This window comes from Azotobacter tropicalis (assembly GCF_059739045.1).
On sequence record NZ_AP046059.1, the window covers coordinates 1,368,346 to 1,393,280 of the forward strand.

21 protein-coding genes and 3 pseudogenes are annotated in these 24,935 nt (G+C 67.5%); 11 read left to right on the forward strand and 13 right to left on the reverse strand.

The genetic code is table 11. The features are described from left to right. Window positions 1–68 precede the first annotated feature (68 nt). Together gyrA and mtnA are read right to left on the reverse strand one after the other, a co-directional pair. On the reverse strand, window positions 69–2,873 hold the full coding sequence (gyrA, locus tag Atro_RS06330) for a DNA gyrase subunit A (protein ID WP_497926905.1): 2,805 nt from the start codon (window positions 2,871–2,873) through the stop codon (window positions 69–71). 142 nt (window positions 2,874–3,015) lie between these two features. Beyond that, window positions 3,016–4,092, reverse strand: a complete 1,077-nt coding sequence (gene mtnA, locus Atro_RS06335; protein WP_497926906.1) for an S-methyl-5-thioribose-1-phosphate isomerase — start codon at window positions 4,090–4,092, stop codon at window positions 3,016–3,018. Between the two features lie 112 nt (window positions 4,093–4,204). On the opposite strand from mtnA, the gene Atro_RS06340 reads away from it, so the two are divergent. The 4 genes from Atro_RS06340 to Atro_RS06355 all read left to right on the forward strand — a co-directional run bounded on the left by Atro_RS06340 (window position 4,205) and on the right by Atro_RS06355 (window position 7,896). After that, window positions 4,205–5,542, forward strand: coding sequence for a TRZ/ATZ family hydrolase (locus Atro_RS06340; RefSeq protein WP_497926907.1), 1,338 nt, complete (start codon window positions 4,205–4,207; stop codon window positions 5,540–5,542). A gap of 90 nt (window positions 5,543–5,632) precedes the next feature. Further along, window positions 5,633–6,331: a bifunctional 2-polyprenyl-6-hydroxyphenol methylase/3-demethylubiquinol 3-O-methyltransferase UbiG gene (gene ubiG, locus Atro_RS06345; RefSeq protein WP_497926908.1), complete on the forward strand. Its 699-nt coding sequence runs from the start codon at window positions 5,633–5,635 to the stop codon at window positions 6,329–6,331. A 7-nt stretch (window positions 6,332–6,338) separates the two neighbouring features. After that, the gene (mupP, locus tag Atro_RS06350; RefSeq protein WP_497926909.1) at window positions 6,339–7,010 is read left to right on the forward strand and encodes an N-acetylmuramic acid 6-phosphate phosphatase MupP; all 672 of its coding nucleotides are present in this window, start codon (window positions 6,339–6,341) and stop codon (window positions 7,008–7,010) included. A gap of 127 nt (window positions 7,011–7,137) precedes the next feature. Further along, on the forward strand, window positions 7,138–7,896 hold the full coding sequence (locus Atro_RS06355; RefSeq protein ID WP_497926910.1) for a YciK family oxidoreductase: 759 nt from the start codon (window positions 7,138–7,140) through the stop codon (window positions 7,894–7,896). Window positions 7,897–7,911: 15 nt separating this feature from the next. Here the strand turns inward: Atro_RS06355 and rluB are convergent, their stop codons facing one another. From rluB to pgl, 3 genes and pseudogenes are all read right to left on the reverse strand, one after another. Further along, window positions 7,912–9,162: a 23S rRNA pseudouridine(2605) synthase RluB gene (gene rluB / locus Atro_RS06360; protein WP_497926911.1), complete on the reverse strand. Its 1,251-nt coding sequence runs from the start codon at window positions 9,160–9,162 to the stop codon at window positions 7,912–7,914. 86 nt (window positions 9,163–9,248) lie between these two features. Beyond that, entirely contained in the window at window positions 9,249–9,887 is a 639-nt protein-coding gene (locus Atro_RS06365; protein WP_497927624.1) for a bifunctional 4-hydroxy-2-oxoglutarate aldolase/2-dehydro-3-deoxy-phosphogluconate aldolase, read from the reverse strand. Window positions 9,888–9,916: 29 nt separating this feature from the next. Beyond that, window positions 9,917–10,631 (reverse strand): annotated as a pseudogene (gene pgl, locus Atro_RS06370) (6-phosphogluconolactonase). A 176-nt stretch (window positions 10,632–10,807) separates the two neighbouring features. Here pgl and Atro_RS06375 point away from each other — a divergent pair. Beyond that, entirely contained in the window at window positions 10,808–11,674 is an 867-nt protein-coding gene (locus tag Atro_RS06375) for a MurR/RpiR family transcriptional regulator (protein WP_497926912.1), read from the forward strand. A 19-nt stretch (window positions 11,675–11,693) separates the two neighbouring features. Here the strand turns inward: Atro_RS06375 and Atro_RS06380 are convergent, their stop codons facing one another. The 6 genes and pseudogenes from Atro_RS06380 to Atro_RS06405 all read right to left on the reverse strand — a co-directional run bounded on the left by Atro_RS06380 (window position 11,694) and on the right by Atro_RS06405 (window position 17,708). Beyond that, entirely contained in the window at window positions 11,694–12,662 is a 969-nt protein-coding gene (locus Atro_RS06380) for a glucokinase (protein ID WP_497926913.1), read from the reverse strand. After that, window positions 12,659–14,485, reverse strand: a complete 1,827-nt coding sequence (gene edd / locus Atro_RS06385) for a phosphogluconate dehydratase (protein WP_497926914.1) — start codon at window positions 14,483–14,485, stop codon at window positions 12,659–12,661. Before edd ends, Atro_RS06380 begins: the two co-directional genes overlap by 4 nt. Before the next feature lie 83 nt (window positions 14,486–14,568). Continuing rightward, window positions 14,569–15,318, reverse strand: coding sequence for an SMC-Scp complex subunit ScpB (gene scpB, locus Atro_RS06390; protein ID WP_497926915.1), 750 nt, complete (start codon window positions 15,316–15,318; stop codon window positions 14,569–14,571). Next, window positions 15,315–16,154, reverse strand: coding sequence for a segregation and condensation protein A (locus tag Atro_RS06395; RefSeq protein WP_497926916.1), 840 nt, complete (start codon window positions 16,152–16,154; stop codon window positions 15,315–15,317). Before Atro_RS06395 ends, scpB begins: the two co-directional genes overlap by 4 nt. A 48-nt stretch (window positions 16,155–16,202) precedes the next feature. Next, window positions 16,203–16,831 (reverse strand): annotated as a pseudogene (locus Atro_RS06400) (L-threonylcarbamoyladenylate synthase). A gap of 13 nt (window positions 16,832–16,844) precedes the next feature. Beyond that, window positions 16,845–17,708 (reverse strand): PHP domain-containing protein, encoded by an 864-nt coding sequence (locus Atro_RS06405; RefSeq protein WP_497926917.1) that lies wholly within the window; start codon window positions 17,706–17,708, stop codon window positions 16,845–16,847. 66 nt (window positions 17,709–17,774) lie between these two features. On the opposite strand from Atro_RS06405, the gene Atro_RS06410 reads away from it, so the two are divergent. From Atro_RS06410 to Atro_RS06430, 5 genes and pseudogenes are all read left to right on the forward strand, one after another. After that, complete coding sequence (locus tag Atro_RS06410) at window positions 17,775–18,377, forward strand: septation protein A (RefSeq protein ID WP_497926918.1); 603 nt, start codon at window positions 17,775–17,777, stop codon at window positions 18,375–18,377. 1 nt (window position 18,378) lies between these two features. Further along, window positions 18,379–18,678, forward strand: a complete 300-nt coding sequence (locus tag Atro_RS06415) for a YciI family protein (RefSeq protein ID WP_497926919.1) — start codon at window positions 18,379–18,381, stop codon at window positions 18,676–18,678. A gap of 11 nt (window positions 18,679–18,689) precedes the next feature. Beyond that, window positions 18,690–19,366, forward strand: a pseudogene (locus Atro_RS06420) (response regulator transcription factor). Between the two features lie 288 nt (window positions 19,367–19,654). Beyond that, entirely contained in the window at window positions 19,655–19,918 is a 264-nt protein-coding gene (locus Atro_RS06425) for a hypothetical protein (protein WP_497926920.1), read from the forward strand. Window positions 19,919–19,982: 64 nt separating this feature from the next. Further along, entirely contained in the window at window positions 19,983–21,326 is a 1,344-nt protein-coding gene (locus Atro_RS06430; RefSeq protein ID WP_497926921.1) for a HAMP domain-containing sensor histidine kinase, read from the forward strand. 9 nt (window positions 21,327–21,335) lie between these two features. Here Atro_RS06430 and Atro_RS06435 read toward each other — a convergent pair whose 3' ends face one another. After that, on the reverse strand, window positions 21,336–21,896 hold the full coding sequence (locus Atro_RS06435) for an NAD(P)H nitroreductase (RefSeq protein WP_497926922.1): 561 nt from the start codon (window positions 21,894–21,896) through the stop codon (window positions 21,336–21,338). 269 nt (window positions 21,897–22,165) lie between these two features. Between Atro_RS06435 and Atro_RS06440 the strand changes: the two genes are divergently transcribed. Beyond that, window positions 22,166–22,996 carry a sulfite exporter TauE/SafE family protein gene (locus tag Atro_RS06440; protein WP_497926923.1) on the forward strand — a complete coding sequence of 277 codons (831 nt, stop codon included), beginning with the start codon at window positions 22,166–22,168 and terminating at the stop codon, window positions 22,994–22,996. A gap of 951 nt (window positions 22,997–23,947) precedes the next feature. Here Atro_RS06440 and Atro_RS06445 read toward each other — a convergent pair. Next, window positions 23,948–24,571 carry a recombinase family protein gene (locus Atro_RS06445; protein ID WP_497926924.1) on the reverse strand — a complete coding sequence of 208 codons (624 nt, stop codon included), beginning with the start codon at window positions 24,569–24,571 and terminating at the stop codon, window positions 23,948–23,950. Window positions 24,572–24,935: the final 364 nt, after the last annotated feature.

Here is a 24,935-nt window from a genome sequence, read left to right on the forward strand (position 1 = left end):
TCGTCCGCAATGTCCTTGCCGGCCCGCTTCCAGCAAGGCCCGCCGTGACCGATGGCCGGCAGGCCGAATCAATCCTCGTCGTCGGTCGGCACTACGCCCGGCGACACGTCGCCGATTCCGCCGAGCAGCTCGTCCTCGCCCGGCTCGGTGCTGATCACCGGCATTTCCTTTTCCAGAGTCTGCTCGTCGAGCTGGGCCTCGACGCCTTCCAGAACTTCCTCCTCGGAGGGCTCCTGAACGCGCTCCAGGCCAACCAGTTTCTCGTCGCAGGCCAGCTTGATGAGGGTCACGCCCTGAGTGTTGCGCGATAGCGAGGACACTTCGTCCACGCGGGTGCGCACCAGGGTGCCCTGGTCGGAAATCAGCATGATTTCCTCGCCGTCGAGCACCTGAATGGCACCGACCAGCTGGCCATTGCGCTCATTGGTGACCATGGCGATCACGCCCTGGCCACCACGACCGCGACGCGGGAACTCGTCCATCGCGGTGCGCTTGCCGTAACCGCGCTCGGAAGCGGTGAGAATCTGCGCACCCGGCTCGGGAATCAGCATGGAGATCAGACTCTGGCCTTCGCCCAGCTTCATGCCGCGCACGCCGCGGGCAGTACGCCCCATGGTGCGCACGTGCTTCTCCTTGAAGCGGATGACCTTGCCACCGTCGGAGAACAGCATCACCTCGCGGGCGCCGTCGGTCACCGCGGCGGCGATCAGGGTGTCGCCCTCTTCCAGCTTCAGGGCGATCAGGCCGGCGCTGCGCGGCTTGCTGAACTGCACCAGCGGCGTCTTCTTCACCGTGCCGTTGGCCGTGGCCATGAAGATGTAGGCGCCGGTCGGCTCGTCCTGCTCGTCATCGGCGACCTCGGCATCGCTGTCTTCGGCCGCTTCGCCCTCGATCACCAGATCGTCGGCCTCGTCCAGTTCCTCGTCGCTGCCGGCGCCTTGTTGCAGCGCCTCCAGGTCGACCTGCAGCATGGCGGTGATGCGCTCGCCCTCGTCCAGCGGCAGCAGGTTGACCAGCGGACGACCACGCGCGCTGCGCGAGGCTTCGGGAATCTCGAAGGTGCGCAACCAATAGACCTTGCCCTTGCTGGAAAACAGCAGCAGGGTGGCATGACTGTTGGCAACCAGCAGGTGCTCGATGTAGTCCTCGTCCTTCACCCCGGTAGCCGACTTGCCCTTGCCACCACGGCGCTGCGCTTGGTAGGCGGCCAGCGGCTGGCTCTTCGCATAGCCGCCGTGGGAGATCGTCACCACACGATCCTCTTCGGTGATCAGGTCGGCGATGGTCAGGTCCACCTGAGAGGCGACGATCTCGGTGCGCCGCGCGTCGCCGAACTCGGCCTTGACCCGCTCCAGCTCCTCGCAGATCACCTCCATCAGCCGTTCGGGGCTGGTCAGGATGCGGATCAGCTCGCCGATCTGGGCGAGGATCTCCTGGTACTCGGCGAGAAGCTTCTCGTGCTCCAGGCCGGTCAGGCGGTGCAGACGCAGGTCGAGGATCGCCTGGGCCTGCTCCGGCGACAGGTAGTACTTGCCGTCACGCAGGCCATATTGGGGATCGAGATCCTCGGGACGACAGGCGTCGGCGCCAGCGCGCTCGACCATGGCCTCCACGGCGCTGGATTCCCAGGCGGTGGCGACCAGGCGCTCCTTGGCTTCGGCCGGGGTCGGCGAGCGCCTGATCAGCTCGATCACCGGGTCGATGTTGGACAGGGCAACCGCCTGCCCCTCGAGGATGTGGCCGCGCTCGCGGGCTTTGCGCAGCTCGTAGACGGTGCGCCGGGTCACCACCTCGCGGCGGTGGCGGACGAACACCTCGAGCATGTCCTTGAGGTTCAGGGTGCGCGGCTGGCCATCGACCAGGGCCACCACGTTGATGCCGAACACGCTCTGCAGCTGGGTCTGCGCGTAGAGGTTGTTGAGCACCACCTCGGGCACCTCGCCGCGGCGCAGCTCGATGACCACGCGCATGCCGTCCTTGTCGGACTCGTCGCGCAGCTCGGTGATGCCCTCGATCTTCTTCTCTTTCACCAGCTCGGCGATCTTCTCGATCAGCCGCGCCTTGTTCAGTTGGTAAGGCAACTCGGTGACGACGATCTGCTGACGGCCACCGGCCTTGTCGATGTCCTCGATATCGGCCCGGGCGCGGATGTAGATGCGTCCGCGCCCGGTGCGGTAGGCCTCGATGATCCCCGCACGGCCGTTGATGATGCCCGCCGTGGGAAAATCGGGACCGGGGATGTACTGCATCAGCTGATCGACGGTCAGCTCCGGGTTATCGATCAGCGCCAGGCAGCCGTCGATCACCTCGGAAAGGTTGTGCGGCGGAATATTGGTGGCCATGCCCACGGCGATGCCGCTGGAGCCGTTGACCAGCAGGTTGGGGATCTTGGTCGGCATGACCGCCGGAATCTGCTCGGTGCCGTCGTAGTTGGGCACCCAGTCGACGGTTTCCTTGTCCAGATCGGCCAGCAGCTCGTGGGCCAGCTTGGCCATGCGCACTTCGGTGTAACGCATCGCCGCGGCGTTGTCGCCGTCCACCGAACCGAAGTTGCCCTGGCCATCCACCAGCAGGTAACGCAGCGAGAACGGCTGGGCCATGCGCACGATGGTGTCGTACACCGCGGTATCGCCGTGCGGATGGTATTTACCGATGACATCGCCGACCACACGGGCGGACTTCTTGTACGGCTTGTTCCAGTCGTTGCCCAGCTCGCTCATGGCGAACAGCACACGCCGGTGCACAGGCTTCAGGCCGTCGCGCGCATCCGGCAGGGCCCGCCCGACGATCACGCTCATCGCGTAGTCGAGGTAAGACTGCTTCAGCTCGTCTTCGATATTGACCGGGAGGATTTCTTTGGCCAGTTCGCCCATGGAAGCCGGGTTCCTTTTACGTCAGCAATGTCCTGCGTTTAAGCGCGGAATGGTAACACAAGCGAGGTGTCGCAGGCTGCACGCCATGCGCGGCAAGCGCAAGCCGGAGCACCGCTCCGACGAGCCCCTGCCTCCGGCCTTTTCAGTGCAGCCGCTTGCGGCTCATCAGCTCGGCCATCTTGGCCGCGTTCGGCCGCTCGACCACGCCCCGCTCGGTGACGATGGCGTCGATCAGGTCGGCCGGGGTGACGTCGAATACCGGGTTGACCGCCTCCACCGAGGCCGCCACGCGCTTGCCACCGACCTCCAGCAACTCGCGCCCGTCGCGCTCCTCGATGGGAATTTCCTCGCCGCCCTGCAGCGACATGTCGATGGTCGAGCTGGGCGCCACGACCATGAAGCGCACCCCATGGTGCATGGCCACCACCGCCAACTGATAGGTGCCGATCTTGTTGGCCACATCGCCCTCGGCAGTGATCCGGTCGGCACCGACGATCACCCAGGTGATGCCCTTGGTCTTCATCAGGTGAGCGGCCGCACCGTCCACGTTCAGACTCACCGGCACGCCCTCCTCGGCCAGCTCCCAGGCGGTCAGACGCGCACCCTGCAGCCATGGCCGGGTTTCGTCGGCATAGACCCGCTCGACCAACCCCTCCAGATAGGCCGCCCGGATCACGCCAAGGGCGGTGCCGAAGCCGCCGGTCGCCAGCGCGCCGGTATTGCAGTGGGTCAACAGCGCCTGGGCGCTGCCGTTATGCTTGCGGATCAGCTCGACGCCGAGCTGGGCCATGGTCAGGTTGGCCTCACGGTCGCTCTCGTGGATGCCCACGGCCTCGGCCTCCAGCGCGACCAGCGCGTCCTCGCCCGCCTTCAGCCGCCCCAGGCGCTCGCGCATGCGATCCAGCGCCCAGAACAGGTTGACCGCGGTCGGCCGCGATTCGGCCAGCGCCCGGAAATCCTCCTCCAGCGCCGCCCGCCAGTCGCCGCCCTCCGCCAGCCGCCGGCGGGCGCCCAGCACCACGCCATAGGCGGCGCTGATGCCGATCGCCGGAGCGCCGCGCACCACCATGTCGCGGATCGCCTCGGCCACCCCTGCCGCGGAATCATAGGTGCGCCAGGTTTCCTCCAGCGGCAGCAGGCGCTGGTCGAGCAGATGCAAAGTGCCATCCCGCCATTCGATGGCCTTGATTTTCTCCGCAGCCAGCAATCGCTCGCGCATGGGACACCTCGCAGTTCAGGAAACGAAAAAGGCGCGGATTATAACGAGCGCCCCAAAACAGCGCTCGGGTATACTGCATCTTGTTGAAATGACTGATCGAAGGACCCCCGCCATGCCTGACGCCACCGCTCCGCTCGACCTGCTGCTCCTGCCGACCTGGCTGGTGCCGGTCGAGCCCGCCGGCGTCGTGTTTCACGATCACGCGCTGGGCATCCGCGACGGCCGCATCGCCCTGCTCGCGCCCCGCGACATCGCCCTGCGCCATGCCACCCGGGAAGTCCGCGAGCTGCCCGGCATGCTGCTCGCCCCCAGCCTGGTGAACGCCCACGGCCATGCGGCGATGACCCTGTTCCGCGGCCTGGCCGACGACCTGCCGCTGATGACCTGGCTGGAAAAGCATATCTGGCCGGCCGAGGCCCGCTGGGTGAACGAGGATTTCGTCCGCGACGGCACCGAGCTGGCCATCGCCGAACAGCTCAGGGGCGGCATCGGCTGCTTCTCGGACATGTACTTCCACCCGGAAATCGCCAGCGATCCCATCCATCAGAGCGGCATCCGCGCCCAGCTGTGCATCCCGGTGCTGGATTTCCCCACCCCCGGCGCCCGCGACGCCGGCGAGGCGCTGCGCAACGGCGTAGCGCTGTTCGACGAACTCCGCCACCACCCGCGAATCCGCGTCGCCTTCGGCCCCCACGCGCCCTATTCGGTGGGCGACGAGACGCTGGAGAACGTGCGCGTGCTCGCCGAGGAGCTGGATGCGGCGATCCACATGCACGTGCACGAGACCCCTCACGAAATCGTCCGGGCTCTCGAGCGCGACGGCATGCGGCCGCTGGCCCGCCTGGCCCGTCGCGGCCTGCTCGGCCCGCGCTTTCAGGCGGTGCACGTGACCCAGCTCGACGACGACGACCTGGCCCTCCTGGTGGAAAGCAACAGCAGCGTGATCCATTGCCCGGAGTCCAATCTCAAGCTGGCCAGCGGCTTCTGTCCGGTGGAGCGTCTCTGGCAGGCAGGGGTGAACGTGGCCATCGGCACCGACGGCGCGGCGAGCAACAACGACCTCGACCTGCTCGGCGAAACCCGCACCGCGGCCCTGCTGGCCAAGGCGGTCGCCGGCTCGGCCACCGCCTTGGACGCTCACCGCGCGCTGCGCATGGCCACCCTGAACGGTGCCCGCGCCCTCGGCCTGGAGGCCGAAACCGGCTCCCTGGAGCTCGGCAAGTCCGCCGACCTGGTCGCCGTCGATCTCTCCGGACTGTCCCAGCAGCCGATCTACGATCCGGTATCGCAACTGATCTACGCCAGCGGCCGGGATTGCGTGAAGCACCTCTGGGTCGCCGGCCGGCAACTCCTCGACGACGGCCGCCTGACCCGCCTGGACGAGGAACGACTGAAGGACAAGGCCCGCGAATGGGGCCGGCGCATCGGCGCCGCGGACAGCGCCCGCTGACCCCGCCCGCGACAAACCGACACTGGGCTGGCGCGCCGTTCCCCGACAAAGCTGGCACAGTGTTATCGCCCGACAACCACGGAACAACTGATGAGCAACGTCGACCACGCCGAAATCGCCAAATTCGAAGCCCTGGCTCACCGCTGGTGGGATCGCGAAAGCGAGTTCAAGCCGCTGCACGAAATCAATCCGCTGCGGGTCAACTGGATCGAGGAGCACGTCCGCCTGGCCGGCAAGAAGGTGCTCGACGTCGGCTGCGGCGGCGGCATCCTCAGCGAGGCCATGGCCCTGCGCGGCGCCACGGTGACCGCCATCGACATGGGCGAAGCGCCGCTCGCTGTGGCCCGCCTGCACCAGCTGGAGTCCGGCGTCGAGGTGGACTATCGGCAGAGCACCGTCGAAGCGCTGGCGGCGGAGCTGCCCGGCCAGTTCGATGTGGTCACCTGTCTGGAGATGCTCGAGCACGTGCCCGACCCGGCGTCGGTGATCCATGCCTGCCACACGCTGGTCAAGCCCGGCGGCCAGGTGTTCTTCTCGACCATCAACCGCAACCCGAAGGCCTACCTGCTGGCGATCGTCGGCGCCGAGTACCTGCTCAAGCTGCTACCGCGCGGCACCCACGACTTCAAGAAATTCATCCGCCCCTCCGAACTGGGCGCCTGGTGCCGCGCCAGCGGCCTAGCGGTCGAGGATATCGTCGGCCTGACCTACAACCCGCTGACCCGCCACTACAAGCTGGGCACGGACGTCGACGTCAACTACATGATCCAGACCCTGCGCGAGGAATGACCCTGCAATGACTCTACGAGCGGTCCTCTTCGACATGGACGGCACCCTGCTCGACACGGCGCCGGACTTCATCGCCATCATCCAGGCCATGCGCGCCGACCGCGGTCTGCCACCGGCCGACGAACGCGCCATCCGCCAGGTCGTCTCCGGCGGCGCCCGGGCGATGATCATGACGGCCTTCGCCCTGGATCCGTCCGCCGCCGCATTCGAGCCGCTGCGCCTGGAGTTCCTCGAACGCTATCAGGAGCATTGCGCAGTGTTCACCCGCCCCTACCCGGGCATGGAGGAACTGCTGGCCGACATCGAGCGGGCACGGCTGCTGTGGGGCGTGGTGACCAACAAGCCGCTGCGCTTCGCCGAGCCGATCATGCAGCGCCTGGGCCTGGCCGAACGCTCGGCCCTGCTGATCTGCCCGGACCATGTGAAGAACAGCAAGCCCGACCCGGAGCCGATGATCCTCGCCTGCAGCCGCCTCGGCCTGGAGCCGGCCAGCGTCCTGTTCGTCGGCGACGACCTGCGCGACATCGAGTCGGGGCGTGCCGCCGGCACCCGCACCGCCGCGGTGCGCTACGGTTACATCCATCCGGACGACAACCCCGGCCACTGGGGCGCCGACGTGGTGGTGGACCATCCGCTCGACCTGCGCACGGTCCTCGACCGTGCGCTCTGTTCGTGCTGAGCCGCCAATCCGCAGGCTGCGCCGGCCGCACGGCGAGCTAGCCCGCCGGCGGCACCGCGAAGGACCGCCCGGCGGGCTGCGCTTCGTCAGCCCTCTAAGAAGCTGCCGTTCTCCACAGGAGATTCTCATGTTCCAATACACCGCCCGTCCCGACCTGCTGAAGGACCGCATCGTTCTGGTCACCGGCGCCGGACGCGGCATCGGCGCGGCCGCCGCCAGGACCTTCGCCGCCCACGGTGCCACCGTGCTGCTGCTGGGCAAGACCGAAGAGCACCTCAACCAGGTCTATGACGAGATCGAGGCCGCCGGGCATCCGCAGCCGGTGGTGATTCCCCTCAACCTGGAAACCGCCCTGCCGCACCAGTACGACGAACTGGCGGCGACCATCGAGCGCGAATTCGGCCGCCTCGACGGCCTGCTCCACAACGCCTCGATCCTCGGCCCGCGCACGCCGCTGGAGCAGCTTTCCGGCGACCACTTCATGCGCGTCATGCAGGTCAACGTGAACGCCGAGTTCATGCTCACCAGCACCCTGCTGCCGCTGCTCAAGCTTTCCGGGGACGCCTCGGTGGTGTTCACCTCGAGCAGCGTCGGCCGCAAGGGACGCGCCTACTGGGGCGCCTACGCGGTGTCGAAGTTCGCCACCGAGGGGCTGATGCAGGTGCTCGCCGACGAGGTCGAGGGCACCTGCGCGGTGCGCGCCAACAGCGTCAACCCCGGCGGCACCCGCACCGACATGCGCGCCCAGGCCTACCCCGGGGAGAACCCGCTGAGCCGGCCGGGGCCGGAAGAGATCATGCCGGTCTACCTGTACCTGATGGGACCGGACAGCAAGGGCGTCAACGGCCAAGCATTCGACGCCCAGCAGGCGTCGAACATGCCCTGAGCCTTGCGGCGCCCGTCAGGGCCGCTTGCGGCCGAAGCCCGGGCGCTGGCCCTCGCCGGCCGGCGGACTGCGGCGCTTGGCCGGCGCCGGCCTGGGCTTGCGCGCCGGCCGCTCGGCCAGCTCGACGGGCGGCCGCTCGCCGGACGGCTTGCCCGGACGCTTGCGAGCAGACTCGCCAGATGAACGCTCCCCGGCCGGATTCGCTGGACGCTTGCGCGCAGGCTCGGTGGACGGGCGCTCTCCGGCCGGCCGGCCCGGCCGCTTGCGCGCGGACTCGGCGGGACGCTCGGCGACCGGCGTGCCGCGGCCGCGCGGTGCCTGCTCCTCCTTCGGCCGGCGCGGGGCGCGGCGCTCCTCTGCCTCTGCGCCCTCATGGGCCGGCCGCAGCACCCGCTCGCGCGACCCGCTGCGGCCGACCGGCTTGGCCGACTTGCGCTGCAGGCGCTCGATCTTCTCGCGGAACTTCGGCTTCATTTCCGGCAGCGCCACCGGCTCCAGACCCACCTCGCTGCCGAGGACGTCCACCTCGCCCTGGGTCATCTCCCGCCAGCGGCCCATGGACAGGTCGGCGGTCATGAACACCGGACCGAAACGCACCCGCTTCAACCGGCTCACCACCACGCCCTGGGACTCCCACAGGCGGCGCACCTCGCGGTTGCGGCCCTCCATCACCACGCAGTGGAACCAGCGGTTGAGGCCCTCGCCGCCAGGCGCCTCCTTGATGTCGGTGAAGCGCGCCGGACCGTCCTCCAGCATCACCCCGCGCTTGAGGGTGTCGAGCATTTCCTCGGTGACCTCGCCACGCACCCGCACGGCGTACTCGCGGTCCATTTCGTAGGAGGGATGCATCAACCGGTTGGCCAGCTCGCCGTCGGTGGTGAACAGCAGCAGGCCGGTGGTGTTGATGTCGAGCCGGCCGATGTTGATCCAGCGACCGTCCTTCAGGCGCGGCAGGCGATCGAATACGGTCGGCCGACCCTCCGGATCGTTGCGGGTGCAGATCTCGCCCTCGGGCTTGTTGTAGATCAGCACGCGACGCACCGCTTCGGCGGCCTCTTCGCGCTTGAGCAGGCGCCCGTCGAGGGTAATGGCGTCATGGCGGCCGACACGCTGGCCGAGCGTGGCGACCACCCCGTTGACCAGCACCCGGCCCTCGGCGATCCGCGTCTCGACGTCGCGCCGGGAGCCGAGGCCCATGCGCGCCAACACCTTCTGCAGCTTCTCGCCCTGGACGGCAGGCTGGGCATTCTCTTCACGTTCGCTCATCTGGGCACCTCCCGGTGTATCGGTTCCGCTTGAATGGGGGCGCGCATCATACGCGCATCGCCGGCGAGACGCATCCGGCGCCGGCATCAGCCGAGCAGGGCCACGGCCTCGGCGGCCAGACGCTCGGCGGTCGCCCAGTCGCCGCGCTCCAGCGCCGCGCTGTCGAGCATCCAGGAGCCGCCCACGCACATCACGTTGGGCTGAGCCATGTACTCCCGGAGGTTCTCCGCACGGACGCCGCCGGTGGGACAGAAACGGATGCCGGGGAAAGGCCCCGCGAAGGCCTGCAGTGCCGCCACCCCGCCGCAGATTTCCGCCGGGAACAGCTTGAAGCGCCGGTAGCCAAGGCTGTGGCCGAGCATCAGGTCGGAGGCGCTGCCGGCCCCGGGCAGCAGCGGCAGCGGGCTTTCCAGCCCGGCCTGGAGCAGCTCCGCGGTGCAGCCGGGGCTGACCGCGAACTGCGCCCCGGCGCTCTCCGCCTCGGCCAGCATCCGCGCATCGAGCACGGTGCCGACGCCGATGCACAACTGCGGCCGCTCGCGGCGCAGGATGCGGATGGCGGCGAGGCCGTGCGTCGAGCGCAGGGTGATCTCCAGGGTGCGCAGTCCCCCGGCGGCCAGAGCGTCGGCCAGCGGCAGAATGTGCGCCGCCTGGCGCACGGTGATCACCGGCAGGATCCGCGCCTGGGCACAGAGACTGTCGAGGCGGGCGATCTTCTCGGCCATCGGGACGGACATGCGACGCTCCTCGGCGCTCAGGGGCACCAGTAGACCTCGAGGGGGAATGCAGGAAGGCGCGGATCGGCATCTGAAGGACATCCTCGCCGGCCAGCGCGGCACGCAAGGTGGCCAGCTTGGGCTCGCCCTGGATCTGCAGCAGGGTCAGCCGGGCCGCGGCCAGCAGCGGCAGGGTCAGGGTCAGACGCTGGTGCGGCACGCTCGGGCCCGCATCGGCAGGCAGCGACGCGGGCACGCGGGATCGAGCGCCGCAGCCAGGTTCGGACTGCCGGGGAACAGCGACGCGGTATGGCCGTCCTCGCCCATGCCCAGCACCAGCACGTCGATCGGCAGGGGCAGTCCGGCCAGCGCCGCGTCGGCCTGTTGCGCCGCCGCCTCGAGGGACGCCGCCGGGTGGTATAGCCCGACGAACCGCGCCTGCGCCGCCCGATCACGCAGCAGATGGCGCTGCACCAGGCCGGCGTTGCTGTCGGGATGGCCGAGCGGCACCCAGCGCTCGTCGGCCAGACCGACGGTTACCCGCTGCCAGTCCAGCACCTGCTCGGCCAGCTGCTCGAAGAAGGCGACCGGACTGCGCCCGCCGGATACCACCAGGGTCGCCTGGCCCCGCGTGTCGATGGCCACCCGCAAGGCGTCCACCACCTGCCGGGCCATGGCCGTCGCCAACCCTTCGGCATCGGCCAGCTCATGGGTGGCGATACGCGGGGACAACCCAACTGCATGAATAGACATAGAAACTCCCCCGTATCGGCCCTCTCGGCGAGCGCCTGGTGCATTGAATGTATTTTTTACCAGCTTAGAAAACAAAAGCCCGGCCTTCAGCGGGAATTTTGCCTGCCTCTGTTGTAATAAAACTACGAAGTCTTGTAAAACGCTGAGAGGCCCTTCAGAAAGGACAGGGAAACGTCATGAGAAATTTCCTCGAACAGATCCAAGGGCGCCTCGACGAGCTGAACAAGGCCGAACGCAAGGTCGCCGAGGTCATTCTGCAGGACCCGCAACAGATCATGGGCCTGAGCATCGCCGCCCTGGCCCAGGCGGCCGGCGTCAGCGAACCGACCGTCAACCGCTTCTGCCGCTCCCTCGACGCCAGTGGCTACCCGGCCCTGAAGATCCAGCTGGCGCAGAGCCTGGCCAGCGGTGCCGCCTACGTCAGCCAGGCGGTGGCGGCGGACGACGGCCCCGCCACCTACACGCGCAAGATCTTCGGCAGCACCATCGCCGCCCTCGACAACGCCTGCCAGGGACTCGACCCGCAGAGCGTCGACCGGGCCGTCGACCTGCTGATCCAGGCCCGGCAGATCCACTTCTTCGGTCTCGGTGCCTCCGCCTCGGTGGCCCTGGACGCGCAGTACAAGTTTTTCCGCTTCAACCTCGCCGTAGCGGCGCAGAGCGACGTGCTGATGCAGCGCATGCTCGCCTCGGTGGCCCATACCGGCGATCTCTTCGTGGTCATTTCCTACACCGGGCGCACCCGCGAGCTGGTCGAGGTGGCGCACATCGCCCGCAGCAACGGCGCCTCGGTGCTCGGCCTGACCGCCGCCGGCTCGCCGCTGGCCCGTGCCTGCAGCCACAGCCTCGACGTTCCGCTGCAGGAGAACACCGACATCTACATGCCGATGTCCTCGCGGATCATCCAGCTCACCGTGCTCGACGTGCTGGCCGCCGGCGTGACCCTGCGCCGCGGCACCGACTTCCAGCCGCACCTGCGCAAGATCAAGGAGAGCCTGGCGCAGACCCGCTACCCGACCGACGACGAAGTGACCGAAGAGTGAGCGGCCGGAGCGCCTCGCCTCAGGCAGGCGAGCGCTCCGACCAGTCCTGCAGGGCCAGCCCGGCGCCCAGCAGGCCGGGCTGCTCGGCCGTCGCCAGCCAGACCGGGACGTCGCGCAGGTAGTCGCTCATCACTCCCTTGTCGACGAAGCAGCGGGCGAAGCCGCTGCTGCGCAGGAAGTCGGCAAAATGCGGCAGGATGCCGCCGGCCAGATAGACCCCGCCGCGCGCGCCCAGGGTCAGCGCGTGGTTGCCGGCGACCCGCCCGAGCCAGCAGCAGAACTGCTCCAGCACCGCCGCCGCGCCGGCATTCCCGGCCAGGGCCGCCGTGCTCACCGCGGCGGCCGAGTCGAGCTGCGGCGTCTGTCCATCGAGGGCACAACTGGCCCGGTACAAGCGCAGCAGGCCGTCGCCGCTGAGCACGCTTTCCGCGGAGACGTGTCCGAGTTCGCGCTGCATCACCTGCCACAGCGCCAGCTCGCGCGCGCTGCCGATCGGCAGGTCGACATGCCCGCCCTCGCCCGGCAGCACCCGCCAGCCGCCCGCACCGTCCGGCAGCAGGGCGCTGACGCCGAGCCCGGTGCCCGGCCCGAGCACCAGCCGGGGGCAGCCGCTGGCGGCCTGCCCCGGCCGGACGGTCAGTCGCTCGTGCTCGGCCAGGCGGGTCATGCCGAGGGCCATGGCGGCGAAGTCGTTGATCACCAGCAGCCGGCGCAACCCCAGCGCATGGGTGAGCGCCAGGCGGCCGAACTGCCAGTGGTTGTTGGTCAGGCGGAAATGATCGCCGTGCACGGGGCCGGCGCAGGCCAGGCAGGCGGTTTCCAGCGCCTCCAGCGGCAGCTCCAGCAAGGCCAGGTAGGCGCGGATCGCTTCCGCAGGACCGGGATAGTCGCCCGTGGCCAGCACCCGCAGGGCCTGCGGCCGACCGTCCTGCCAGAGGGCGAAACGCACATGGGTGCCGCCGATGTCGCCGATCAGGGCCAGCTTCATTTGAGCGCTCCGAGGCGCTCGGTGAACACGCAGGCACCCTCCTCGGCCGAACTGAAGGCCGCGCGCATGAAGGCGAACAGCTCGCGGCCGCAGCCGACACCGGCGTCCTCCGGCGGAGCGAGCGTCTCCCGTGCCGCCCATTCCTCGGCCGGCAGCAGCACGTTCAGTTCGCCGCTCTCGCCGTCCACGCGGATCAGGTCGCCGTCGCGCACCCGCGCCAGCGGCCCGCCCTCCTGCGCCTCCGGACAAACATGGATGGCCGCCGGGATCTTGCCGGAGGCTCCCGACATGCGTCCGTCGGTGACCAGCGCGACGTGGTAGCCACGGTCCTGCAGCAGCCCCAGGTAGGGGGTGAGCTTGTGCAGCTCGGGCATGCCGTTGGCCTTCGGCCCCTGGAAGCGCACCACCGCCACCAGATCGCGCTCCAGCTCGCCGGCCTGAAAGGCCGCGGCCAGCTCGGCCTGGTCGGCGAAGACCCGTGCGGGCGCCTCGACCACCCGATGCTCCGGCGCCACCGCGGATACTTTGATCACCCCGCGACCGAGATTGCCCTCCAGCACGCGCAGACCGCCTTCGGCGGAGAACGGCCGGGCCACCGGCCGCAGGATGCTGTCGTCGAGGCTCTGCTGCGGGCCATCGCGCCAGACCAGCCGCCCCTCGTCCAGAAACGGCTCCCGGGTGTAGCGGCTCAGCCCGCGCCCCAGCACGGTGTTGACGTCCTCGTGCAACAGCCCGGCGCCGAGCAGCTCGCGGATCAGGAGGGGCGTGCCGCCGGCGGCATGGAAACGGTTCACGTCGTCCTGGCCGTTGGGATAGATCTTGGTGATCAGCGGCACCACCTCGGACAGCTCGGCCATGTCCTGCCAGGTCAGACGGATGCCGGCGGCCTGGGCCATGGCCGGCAGGTGCAGGCTGTGGTTGGTCGAGCCGCCGGTGGCGAGCAGCGCCACCACCGCGTTGACCACCGCCTTCTCGTCGAAGAGCTCGCAGAGCGGCAGATAGTCGCCGGCCTGGCGGGTCAGCCGCGTCACCTGGCGGGCCGCCTCGCGGGTCAGCTCGTCGCGCAGCGGCGTGTACGGGTTGACGAAGGCGGCGCCCGGCAGGTGCAGGCCGATCACCTCCATCAGCATCTGGTTGGTGTTGGCGGTACCGTAGAAGGTGCAGGTGCCGGGGCCGTGATAGGACTTCATCTCCGACTCCAGCAGTTCCGCGCGGGTAGCCTTGCCCTCGGCGTAGCGCTGGCGGGTCTCGGCCTTTTCCTGGTTGGGAATGCCCGAGGGCATCGGCCCGCCGGGGACGAAGACGAACGGCAGATGGCCGAAGCGCAGCGCGCCGATCACCAGGCCGGGGACGATCTTGTCGCAGATCCCCAGGCACAGCGCCGCATCGAACAGGTTATGGGACAGCGCCACCGCGGTGGCCATGGCGATCACGTCGCGGCTGGCCAGGCTCAGCTCCATGCCCGCCTCGCCCTGGGTGACGCCGTCGCACATCGCCGGCACCCCGCCGGCGAACTGGCCGACCGCGCCGATCTCCTGCAGGGCGGTCTTGATGATCGGCGGAAAGTGCTGATAGGGCTGGTGGGCCGAGAGCATGTCGTTGTAGGCCGAGACGATGGCCACATCGATCTCGCCGGGCAGGCGCAGGCGCTGCTTGTCGCTCTCGCCGCAGCCGGCCACGCCGTGGGCGAAGTTGGCGCAGGGCAGCCGGGTGCGCGACGGCCCCGCGGCGGCAGCGCGGCGCATCAGCTCGAGATAGCACTCACGGGTGGCGCGGCTGCGCTCGGTCAGCCGCCGGGTGACATCGAGAACTCGGGGATGCATCGCGGACTCCCACTGACTGGTCAGTATTCATTTAGGCCCAGGGCCGAGCAATGGACAAGGCGCGGGCGACGGCGCCGCGCCGCTCAAGCGTCGTCCGCCGCCCGCTCCAGGCCGGTGTCGTCCGGGGCGTCCGCCTCCGGCAGGTCGTCGAAGTCGGTCTTGAGGCCCTGCTCCATGGAATCCAGCTCGGCCAGCAGGCTGCGGAAGCTGGTCTGCTCGGCCGGCTCGGCGAGACCGGCGTGCGCCGGCCGGCCGGCCGGCGGCAGTTCCTCGCCGGCCACGCCGACCGGCTCCGGCTCCAGGCTGCGCAGGACCGCCAGGGGCGGCAGCTCGTCGAGGCTCTTCAGGTTGAAATGGTCGAGGAAACCGCGGGTGGTGGCGAACAGCGCCGGCCGGCCGGGCACTTCGCGGTAGCCGACCACCCGTATCCACTCGCGCTCCTGCAGGGTCTTGATGATGTTGCTGCTCACCACCACGCCGCGCACCTCCTCGATTTCGCCGCGGCTGATCGGCTGGCGGTAGGCGATCAGCGCCAGGGTCTCCAGCAGGGCCCGCGAGTAGCGCTGCGGCCGCTCCTCCCAGAGACGCCCGACCCAGGGCGCGAAGCGCTCGCGCACCTGCAGGCGATAGCCGGAGGCCACCTCCTTCAGCTCGAAGGCGCGGCCCTGGCAGGAACGCGCGAGGATCGCCAGGGCGTCGCGCAGGCGGGCCGGCTCGGGCCGCTCGGCCTCCTCGAACAGCTCGCCGAGGCGCTCCAGCGACAATGGCCTGCCGGCGGCCAGCAAATAAGCCTCGAGCAGCACGGCCAACTCGGCCGGATCGTTCAGGTTCATGCCGTTTCTCCCGAAGGCTCGTCGCCGCGCAGGCGCACATGGATGGGCGCGAAGGGTTCGGTCTGCACCAGCTCGACCAGCGACTCCTTGATCAGCTCGAGCACCGCCATGAAGGTCACCACCACCCCCAGGCGCCCTTCCTCGGCGCTGAACAACTGCACGAAGGGCACGAAGTGGCCCTCGCGCAGACGCTCCAGCACCTCGCTCATGCGCTCGCGGGTGGACAGCGCCTCGCGGGTGACCTGATGGCTCTCGAACAGGTCGGCGCGGCGCAGCACCTCGGCCATGGCCAGCAGCAGCTCGTCGAGGCCGACCGTCGGCAGCAGGCGGCGCACCTTCGCCTGTGGCGCCTCCAGCTGCGCCGGGTGCAATTCACGACCGACCCGCGGCAGCCCGTCGAGTTCCTCGGCCGCGCGCTTGAAGCGCTCGTACTCCTGCAGGCGACGGATCAGCTCGGCGCGCGGGTCCTCCTCTTCCGCCTCGGCCTCCGCCGAGCGCGGCAGCAGCATGCGCGACTTGATCTCGGCGAGCATGGCGGCCATCACCAGGTATTCGGCGGCCAGCTCCAGGCGTGCGACCTTCATCAGCTCGACGTAGCCCATGTACTGGCGGGTGATCTCGGCCACCGGGATATCGAGGATGTCGATGTTCTGCTTGCGGATCAGATAGAGCAGCAGATCGAGCGGCCCCTCGAAGGCCTCGAGGAACACCTCCAGGGCATCCGGCGGGATGTACAGGTCCTGCGGCAGTTCGGTCAGCGCCTGCCCGTAGACCAGCGCCAGGGGCGGCTCCTGGCCTGCGCCGGGCGCGGAAATCGCAGGGGCTTCGTTCGGCATGGATTCGGCGGCCGACGCTGCTTCGGCCGGCACTGGGCGGCGCAAGACTCAGGCTTCGCCGGCGAAGGGCGCCGGGTCGCCGCAGCCGACGCGCAGCACCTCGGGCTCGCTGTCGAGCAGGCTGACCACGGTGGAGGCCTCCAGGGTGCCGGCGCCGCCGTCGATGATCAGGTCGACCTGGTGCTCGAGGCGCCGGCGCATCTCCGCCGGTTCGCTCAGCGGCAGCGTCTCGCCGGGCAGGATCAGGCTGGCGCTCATCAGGGGTTCGCCGAGTTCCGCCACCAGGGCCTGGGCGATCGGATTGGCCGGGATGCGCAGGCCGACGGTGCGCCGCTTGGGATGCAGCATGATCCGCGGCACTTCGCGGCTGGCGTGGAGAATGAAGGTGTAGGGGCCCGGGCCCAGGTCTTGAGCAGGCGGAAGGCGCCGGTGTCGACCCGGGCGAACAGGCTCAGTTGCGAGAGGTCGCTGCACACCAGGGTGAAGTTGTGCTTGTCGTCCAGCTGGCGCAGGCGGCGGATGCGTTCCAGACCGGCCTTGTTGCCGAGCTGGCAGCCGAGCGCGTAGGAGGCGTCGGTGGGATAGACGATCACCCCGCCGCTGCGGACGATCTCGGCGGCCTGGCGAATCAGGCGCAGCTGGGGGTTTTCCGGATGGATCTGGAAGTACTGACTCACATGAACTCCCTGTTCAGAGGACGGCGCAGTGACGGACATGGGCGAAACGCGTCCAGAGCGGCGGCAGGTCGTCCGGCAGCGGGCGGTACAGACCCAGCTCGGACCAGGTGTCGGGGGCATGGAAATCGCTGCCGGCACTGGCCAGCAGACCGAATTCGCGAACCAGGATGGCCAGACTGCCGGTCTGCTCGGCCGGCTGCAGGCCGTTGCTGACCTCCAGCGCATGGCCGCCGGCGAGGATGAAGTCGCCGACCAGACGGCGCCGCTTGCTGCGGGTGAAATCGTAGTGCCAGGGATGCGCCAGGCTGATCCAGGCGCCGGCCGCACGCAGGGTGGCGACCGCCTGTTCGAGGCTCGGCCAATATTGCTTGACGTCGCCCAGCTTGCCCGCACCCAGCCACTTCTGGAAGGCTTCCGCGCGGTCCCGGGCATGTCCGGCGCGCACCAGAAATTCGGCGAAGTGCGGGCGCGCCGGCGCGTTGTCGCTGCCGCCCAGCTCGCGCTGCACCGCCCGGGCGCCGTCCAGGGCCCCGTCCATACCCTTGCCGGCCAACCGCCGGGCGATCTCCGCAGCCCGCTGCCAGCGTCCCTCGTGCAACGCGGCGATGGCCTGGCGCAGTGCCGGCGCATCGCTGGCGAAGGCATAGCCGAGCACATGCACGGTCGCCCCGCCCCACTGGGCCGACAGCTCGATACCGTTGATCAGTTCGATGTCCAGCCCGTTGGTGGCCGCCTGCGCCTCGGGAAGCCCGTCGAGGGTGTCGTGGTCGGTCAGCGCCAGCAGCCGGACTCCGCGCTCGTGGGCGCGGCGAACCACCTCGGCGGGGCTCAGCGCCCCGTCGGAAGCGGTACTGTGGCAGTGCAGATCGACCTTCATGGGGCTGGCTTTCGCGGCTGTCGTGGTTTGTTATTATGCCGTCACATCCCGCTTCTGGCTGCCACAGTGAAACAATTCATCGATTTCATTCCGCTGATTCTCTTTTTCATCGTCTACAAGCTGGAGCCACGGATCGTCGAACTGGCCGGTCAGAGCTTCACCTTCGGCGGCATCTTCAGCGCCACCGCCGTGCTGATCCTCGCCTCGCTGCTGGTCTACGGTGCCGTGTTCCTGGCCCAGCGCCGGCTGGAGAAAGGCCAGTGGATCACCCTGCTCGCCTGCCTGGTGTTCGGCGGCATGACCCTGACCTTCCACAGCGAAACCTTCCTCAAGTGGAAGGCGCCGGTGGTCAACTGGCTGTTCGCCCTGGGCTTCGCCGCCAGCCAGTTCATCGGCGACCGCCCGCTGATCCAGCGTATCCTCGGCCATGCGGTCAGCCTGCCGGCACCGCTGTGGACGCGCCTGAACCTCGCCTGGGTGGCGTTCTTCGTGTTCAGCGGCTGCGCCAACCTGTTCGTCGCCTTCACCTTCCACGACTTCTGGGTCGACTTCAAAGTGTTCGGCAGCCTGGGCATGACCGTCCTGTTCCTGGTCGGCCAGGGGGTCTTCCTCGCCCGTCACATGCACGAACACGGCACCGCCCCCACCTCTGCCAAACCCAAGGACTGACATGCTCTACGCCATCATCGCCACCGACGCGGAAAACTCCCTGGACAAGCGCCTGGCCACCCGTCCCGCCCACTTGGCCCGCCTGCAGCAACTGAAGGAAGAGGGTCGCCTGGTGCTGGCCGGTCCGCATCCGGCCGTGGACAGTCCCGACCCCGGCCCGGCCGGTTTCAGCGGCAGCCTGGTGGTCGCCGAGTTCGACTCCCTGGAAGCCGCCCGCAGCTGGGCCGAGGCCGACCCCTACTGCGCCGCCGGCGTGTATGCCGACGTCAAGGTCAAGCCCTTCAAGAAGGTCCTGCCCTGATCCCCGCCGCCATGAGCGAACTGCTGCTGATCGACGACGACCGTGAGCTGTGCGAGCTGCTGGCCAGCTGGCTGACCCAGGAAGGCTTCCTGGTGCGCGCCTGCCATGACGGCCGCGACGCCCGCGCCGCCCTCGCCGAGAAGACCCGGATGCCGTGGTGCTCGACGTGATGCTGCCCGACGGCTCCGGCCTCGAGCTGCTCAAGCAGCTGCGCGGCGACTACCCGGACCTGCCGGTGCTGATGCTCTCCGCCCGCGGCGAGCCGCTCGACCGCATCCTCGGCCTGGAGCTCGGCGCCGACGACTATCTGGCCAAGCCCTGCGATCCGCGCGAGCTGACCGCCCGCCTGCGGGCCGTGCTGCGCCGCAGCCAGCCGCCGGCGGCCTCCAGCCAGCTGGAGCTGGGCGATCTGTGCTTCAGCACGGCGCGCGGGGTGGTCGACATCGGCGGACACGAGATCGCCCTCACCGCCTCCGAGAGCCGCCTGCTCGAAGCCCTGCTGCGCCAGCCGGGCGAGCCGGTGGACAAGCAGGCCCTGGCGCAGCTGGCCCTCGGCCGCAAGCTGACCCTCTACGACCGCAGCCTGGACATGCACGTCAGCAACCTGCGCAAGAAGCTCGGCCCGCATCCGGACGGCAGTCCGCGCATCCTCGCCCTGCGCAGCCGCGGCTACTACTACAGCGCCTGAAGGCACCTTTACCCTGCCTTTACCATCACCTGACTGCAACTGACCGTAGGCTCTCTAGACTGAAATCGTCCGGCACATAGCCGATTTCGCACTCAGGAGATACACCATGCGCAAGACCCTTTCCATGCTGCTGCTCGCCGCCGCCCTGCCCGCCGCCGCGATCGCCGCGGAGCCGGAGCATCCCGCCTGCGACATGGGCCCCGGCTATCACCATGCCGGCAAGGACGGCATGCCCGGAATGATGGGCGCCGCACACGGCCTCAACCTGACCCCGAGCAGCGCCAGACGATGGGCAAGGCCTACCGGGATGCCGCCCGGGAGAAGCGCGAGATTACCCAGCGCTACATGGACAAGCTGTCCGAGGCCGACAAGGAGGCCATGCAGAAAGAGCTGCAGGCGAGCCGCGACAAGGCCGACAAGGCCTTCCGCGACCAGCTGACGCCGGAGCAGATGAAGACCTTCGACGAGCGCAAGGCCGAACAGGAAAAACGCCGCGCCGAGTGGGAAGAATTCCGCAAGTGGAAGGCCGAGAAGGAAGGCAAGCCGCAGTAAGCCTTTCCCCGCCGAGCCGCCCGCCGGGCGGTTCGGCCTTTCTGCCCGCCGTACCGAGTCCCCTATGCGCTCACTCTTCTGGCGAGTTCTGGCCGCCTTCTGGCTGGCCCTGGCGCTGGTCGCCGGCCTGTCCATGCTGCTCGGCCGGGCACTGAACAACGATGCCTGGATCATTGCCCGCCACCCCGGCATGCAGGATCTCGCGGCCCGCTGGACGGAACGCTACGAGGCCCAGGGGGCCCTGGCCGCGCAGCCCCTGCTGGACGAGAACCGCAACCAGTACCGGGTCTTCGTCCAAGTGCTGGACGAGACCGGTCGCCACCTGTCCAGCCGCGACCACCCCCACCATCACCGTCCGCCACCGCCGCCGCCGTCCGAGCCCGGCAACCGCCCGCCCCTGCCGCGCTTTCCCTGGCGCCAGCTGAGCCAGGAATACACCAGTCCTAAAAGCGAGCAGACCTACCTCTTCATCTACCGGATTCCCCACGAGGAGCTGCGGGAGTGGCGCCACGACAGCCTGCTCTGGCCGCTCAGCGCCCTGCTCGTCGCCCTGGTGGTGCTGACCCTGTTCAGCCTGTTGGTGACCGTCTCGATCACCCGCCCGCTGAACCGCCTGCGCCGCGCCGTGCACGACCTCGGGCAGACCAGCTACCAGCAGCACAGCCTGGCGCGCCTGGCCAACCGGCGCGACGAGCTGGGCGTGCTGGCCCGCGACTTCAACCGCATGGGCGCGCGCCTGCAGAGCCTGATCGGCAGTCAGCGCCAGCTGCTGCGCGACGTCTCCCATGAACTGCGCTCGCCGCTGGCGCGATTGCGCATCGCCCTGGCCCTGGCCGAACGCGCCAATGCAGAGGAGCGCACCCGCCTGTGGCCGCGCCTGACCCAGGAGTGCGACCGCCTGGAAGCACTGATCGGCGAAATCCTCACCCTCGCGCGCCTCGACGCCGACCCCGGCGCGGCACTTCCGATCGACCTGGACGAGTTGGTCACGCGCCTGCGCAACGACTACGCCCTCAGCACCAAGGGGCGGGAGATCCGCAGCGAACTGGCGCCCGGAATCAAGCTGTCGGGCTGGCCGGACATGCTCGAACGGGCGCTCGACAACCTGCTGCGCAATGCCCTGCGCTTCAGCCCCGCGGACCGGCCGGTGGAGATCCGCGCCGAACGCCGGGGCGAACGCCTGCTGCTCAGCGTGCGCGATCATGGCCCGGGCGTGTCCGAGGAGCATCTGGGCCGTCTGGGCGAACCCTTCTATCGCGCCCCCGGGCAGAGCGCTTCCGGTCACGGGCTGGGCCTGGCCATCGCCCGGCGCGCCGCGGAACGCCACAACGGCCAGCTGCGCCTCGCTAACCATCCGGACGGCGGCTTCGTCGCCACCCTCGACCTGCCGCTGGCCCCACCCCACTGAGCCGCCGGCTCAGCCCGGCCAGGCGCTGACGAAATCGGCCGGAGCCAGCCGATGCGGTACTCGCAGCTCGCCCTCCGGCGTCCCCAGGTAGAGGAAGCCGACGATCCGCTCGTTGCCGGCCAGGCCCAGGCCGGCCGCCACCCGCGGGTCGTAGGCGGCATCGCCGGTGCGCCACATCGCGCCGAGTCCCTGGGCATGCGCGGCGAGCAACAGGGCGTGGGCCGTACAACCGGCGCTCAGGACCTGCTCCACGTCCGGCACCCTGGGATGCTCCTTCAGGCTGGCGATCACCACCACCAGCAAGGGCGCCCGCAAAGGCGCACTGCGGGCCTTCTGCAGGACCTCCTCGCGGGCCTCCGGCTGGCTGGCGGCGATGGCGCTGGCGAACAATTCGCCGAGGCGTTCCCGGGCCTCGCCCTCCACGGTCAGAAAGCGCCAGGGGCGCAACTGGGCATGGTCCGGCGCGCGCAGGGCGGCGGCGAACAGACGCTCGCGCTGCTCGGCGCTCGGTGCCGGGTCATGCAGGCGAGCGACGGAAACACGGTTGAGCAGGGCATCGAGAGCCTCCATGGGCACCTCCTTGGCTGTTGATGGGGAAAGTCTATGACAAAAACAAAAATATAAATAAAATCAATAACTTAAAAACATGACGATCTGTGAATTGTACCCAGCCATTGTACCCAACAGTGGCCCCACCCCCACCAATACAGGATCCAGAGTCGGTTATAGCTAGCCGGGCATATAAAATCCTTAGGCACTAGACTTCTACCCCAAGGCCCTACTGTGGCAATTGGGGCCGGGGAAGCCATACAATCGCTATATATTTGAAAATACTAATATTGTGGCTTCCCAGGAATCTAGATCACATGCTGACAACTCATGAAATGTCGACCTCTCGGCTCGCCTTGGCTCTCGCAGGCGGGATGCTAATCGGTGCACTTGGAGGCTTGATCGGCCTAGGTGGTGCCGAATTCCGCCTTCCGCTGCTGATCGGTGTATTCGGCTTCGCCGCTCTGTCCGCCGTCATTATGAACAAGGCCATGAGTCTGGTTGTTGTGGCTTCTGCCCTTCTGTTCCGCATGAAGGCAGTACCCCTCGAAGAAATCTCTGCACACTGGTCAATTGTCGTGAACCTGCTTTCAGGCAGCCTTATCGGTGCGTGGCTGGGGGCAAGCTGGGCAATGCGGATGCGTAGCCAGACGCTGTATCGAGTCCTCGCCGTCCTGCTTGTTCTTATCGCCGTGGTGCTGCTGCTTGGCCATGAACAAGGCGCGACCGAACCGCTGTTGACGGGGTGGATGCAAATGGTGGCGGGTGTGGTCTGTGGTTTCGCTATTGGCGTCATCGCTTCGCTGATGGGTATTGCAGGCGGAGAACTGCTGATTCCGACCTTGGTGCTACTGTTTGGTGCGGATATCAAGCTGGCCGGTAGCTTATCGCTGGTAGTGAGCCTGCCAACCATGATCGTTGGCTTCGCCCGCTACAGCAGCGATGACAGCTTTGCCGTACTGAAAGAGAACAAACTATTCGTTGTGACCATGGCCGCTGGCTCCCTACTCGGGGCATGGATCGGCGGAAATCTGCTGGGCATCGTTCCAAACACGATACTGCTGCCCATGCTAGCCCTGATTCTCGTCATCTCATCCTTCAAGGTGTGGCGGCATCAGTGACTACAACCGTATTCGGCTCTATTCGGATCGCGTTCCGCTGTAAGCCAGAACCTACGTGACGTTCGGAGTTCTGCCGATTTGCTCAAGGCAGCTACAGGAGTAGCTTGAATCCCACAGCGACGTCGAGGGATTAAAACAGGCTGACTAGGATGGTGGCCAAGGACAGTTGCAGGATGCGGCTTCATCAGGATGATGGGGCGACGGAAGAGAAGACACGAAAACGGCGAGGCGAACCCCTCGCTGTTTTTGTTTGTGTTGAAGCAAGCTCGTCAGTTCCACCCCAGCCAGACGGAGTCCAATTCGTGGCCTGCCAGTCAGGCGCGCACGCTACTGCCAGCTATAGTCATGGACTCACAGCCTGTGGGTAGAGGTGGGCTATGGACTACGTCATCCTATCAGTTGCACTGGCGATGGCCGTCTTTCTGATTGCCTTGATCGAGCACTAAGCCAGTCAGCGTTCCGTTCCTATGTGGCCAATCTGTCTGTCTTCATCGGTGAATCGTTTCATCAAACTCCCTCTCTGCTCTAACTGTTGCGGCATGCATGGTGGCGCTGAAAGCAAAAAAGCCCTCAATCACCGGTCGGACGAAGGAGGGCTAGTGCGTGTGCATGCGTTCCGTACTTGCAACAGCCACGCGGGAGATGCAGGCGTCCAATCCGGCAGTGCCATTACACAGCGCTTCGATTACATCTGTGTGACCAAACCCAACCCCCTGGCGGGGGATCAGATATCGAGAGCAGGATGCTGGAACCCATTTTCTGGAATATCCGATATCCGGGAGGGAGGTTTAACCCGGCTCCTACTCCCACTCGATACCGGCGAATGATTTCAAAGTATCCAAGGGATGGCTGGGAAGGTGTCTCAGACGCACAGAGAAGTGCACAGGAGAGGCGTAGAGAAGAAGGGCATACACAACTATGCCCCTTGCACAGAAGCTCTCTAGGGCGATTCTAGGAGGCGTGCTGCATGACCTGCTTCACTCGTTGCACAGTGGTGGTAGAGCACGACAACAGATCGGCCACTTTGCGAATCGACTTCCCTTCATTCAACAGCTCGGCAATCTTGGCTCGCAGAGCTTCATCCTGTTTTCTTCCCTTATAGACCCCTTCCGCCTTGGACTTAGCGATTCCTTGGGCCTGACGGCGGCGACGGTCGTCATAGTCCTTCCGAGCTACAGCGGCGAGCATATCCAGCAGCATGGAGTTGATCGCGGATAGCATCCTGCCGGTGAATGGGTCAGCACTGGAGGCCGAGAAGGCTGCCCATGACGTTGGTAGATCGAGGGCAACCACCACCACACCCTTCTGAGAAATCAAGGCACGGAGCTTGTTCCAATCACTCTCAGACAGACGGGACAAGCGGTCCACCTGCTCGATCAGTAGCACGTCACCTTCGTGGGCATCATCCAGCAGGCGGAATAGCTCAGGACGTTGGAGAGATGCACCAGACTCATTCTCGACGTAGAAGCTGGCGATCCTGTATCCCTTCTCCTGGGCGAAGTCGATCAGACTCTGTTTTGCACGGGAAGCGTCTTGCTGATCGGTGGACGCTCTGAGGTAGGCACGGATGAACATGGTGGGCAGCTCTGCGTGGCACTTAGGATGTGATACACAATAGTGTGGTACATAGGATTGGTCAACACAATTTAATGACACGATGAGCAAGGGCTACAGAGCCTGTTTCAGCGTGGTACGTGATGTATACCCAGAATGACACATGCAAGGGTGGGAGGCAGGGGCCAAGGCAAAGGGGATGGGGACAGCGAAAAAAGAAAAAGCCGGCGTTGCTGATAAAGCGCAGCAAGCCGGCTGGAGCAGAAAAGCACAAAGCACAGTGAATATGGACAGTGTAGCGAAGGCCGTCCCGCTGTCGACGTGACATGCCGCCACTGAGGCAGGCTGACTCAGGCATCAAAAGGTATCCGTTGTCATTGCTGGC

Bases quoted from the DNA above. Each gene is read 5' to 3' on its own strand.
- gyrA (WP_497926905.1), bottom strand. From the start codon at position 2,873: ATGGGCGAACTGGCCAAAGAAATCCTCCCGGTCAATATCGAAGACGAG.
- mtnA (WP_497926906.1), bottom strand. From the start codon at position 4,092: ATGCGCGAGCGATTGCTGGCTGCGGAGAAAATCAAGGCCATCGAATGG.
- Atro_RS06340 (WP_497926907.1), top strand. From the start codon at position 4,205: ATGCCTGACGCCACCGCTCCGCTCGACCTGCTGCTCCTGCCGACCTGG.
- ubiG (WP_497926908.1), top strand. From the start codon at position 5,633: ATGAGCAACGTCGACCACGCCGAAATCGCCAAATTCGAAGCCCTGGCT.
- mupP (WP_497926909.1), top strand. From the start codon at position 6,339: ATGACTCTACGAGCGGTCCTCTTCGACATGGACGGCACCCTGCTCGAC.
- Atro_RS06355 (WP_497926910.1), top strand. From the start codon at position 7,138: ATGTTCCAATACACCGCCCGTCCCGACCTGCTGAAGGACCGCATCGTT.
- rluB (WP_497926911.1), bottom strand. From the start codon at position 9,162: ATGAGCGAACGTGAAGAGAATGCCCAGCCTGCCGTCCAGGGCGAGAAG.
- Atro_RS06365 (WP_497927624.1), bottom strand. From the start codon at position 9,887: ATGGCCGAGAAGATCGCCCGCCTCGACAGTCTCTGTGCCCAGGCGCGG.
- Atro_RS06375 (WP_497926912.1), top strand. From the start codon at position 10,808: ATGAGAAATTTCCTCGAACAGATCCAAGGGCGCCTCGACGAGCTGAAC.
- Atro_RS06380 (WP_497926913.1), bottom strand. From the start codon at position 12,662: ATGAAGCTGGCCCTGATCGGCGACATCGGCGGCACCCATGTGCGTTTC.
- edd (WP_497926914.1), bottom strand. From the start codon at position 14,485: ATGCATCCCCGAGTTCTCGATGTCACCCGGCGGCTGACCGAGCGCAGC.
- scpB (WP_497926915.1), bottom strand. From the start codon at position 15,318: ATGAACCTGAACGATCCGGCCGAGTTGGCCGTGCTGCTCGAGGCTTAT.
- Atro_RS06395 (WP_497926916.1), bottom strand. From the start codon at position 16,154: ATGCCGAACGAAGCCCCTGCGATTTCCGCGCCCGGCGCAGGCCAGGAG.
- Atro_RS06405 (WP_497926917.1), bottom strand. From the start codon at position 17,708: ATGAAGGTCGATCTGCACTGCCACAGTACCGCTTCCGACGGGGCGCTG.
- Atro_RS06415 (WP_497926919.1), top strand. From the start codon at position 18,379: ATGCTCTACGCCATCATCGCCACCGACGCGGAAAACTCCCTGGACAAG.
- Atro_RS06425 (WP_497926920.1), top strand. From the start codon at position 19,655: ATGGGCAAGGCCTACCGGGATGCCGCCCGGGAGAAGCGCGAGATTACC.
- Atro_RS06430 (WP_497926921.1), top strand. From the start codon at position 19,983: ATGCGCTCACTCTTCTGGCGAGTTCTGGCCGCCTTCTGGCTGGCCCTG.
- Atro_RS06435 (WP_497926922.1), bottom strand. From the start codon at position 21,896: ATGGAGGCTCTCGATGCCCTGCTCAACCGTGTTTCCGTCGCTCGCCTG.
- Atro_RS06445 (WP_497926924.1), bottom strand. From the start codon at position 24,571: ATGTTCATCCGTGCCTACCTCAGAGCGTCCACCGATCAGCAAGACGCT.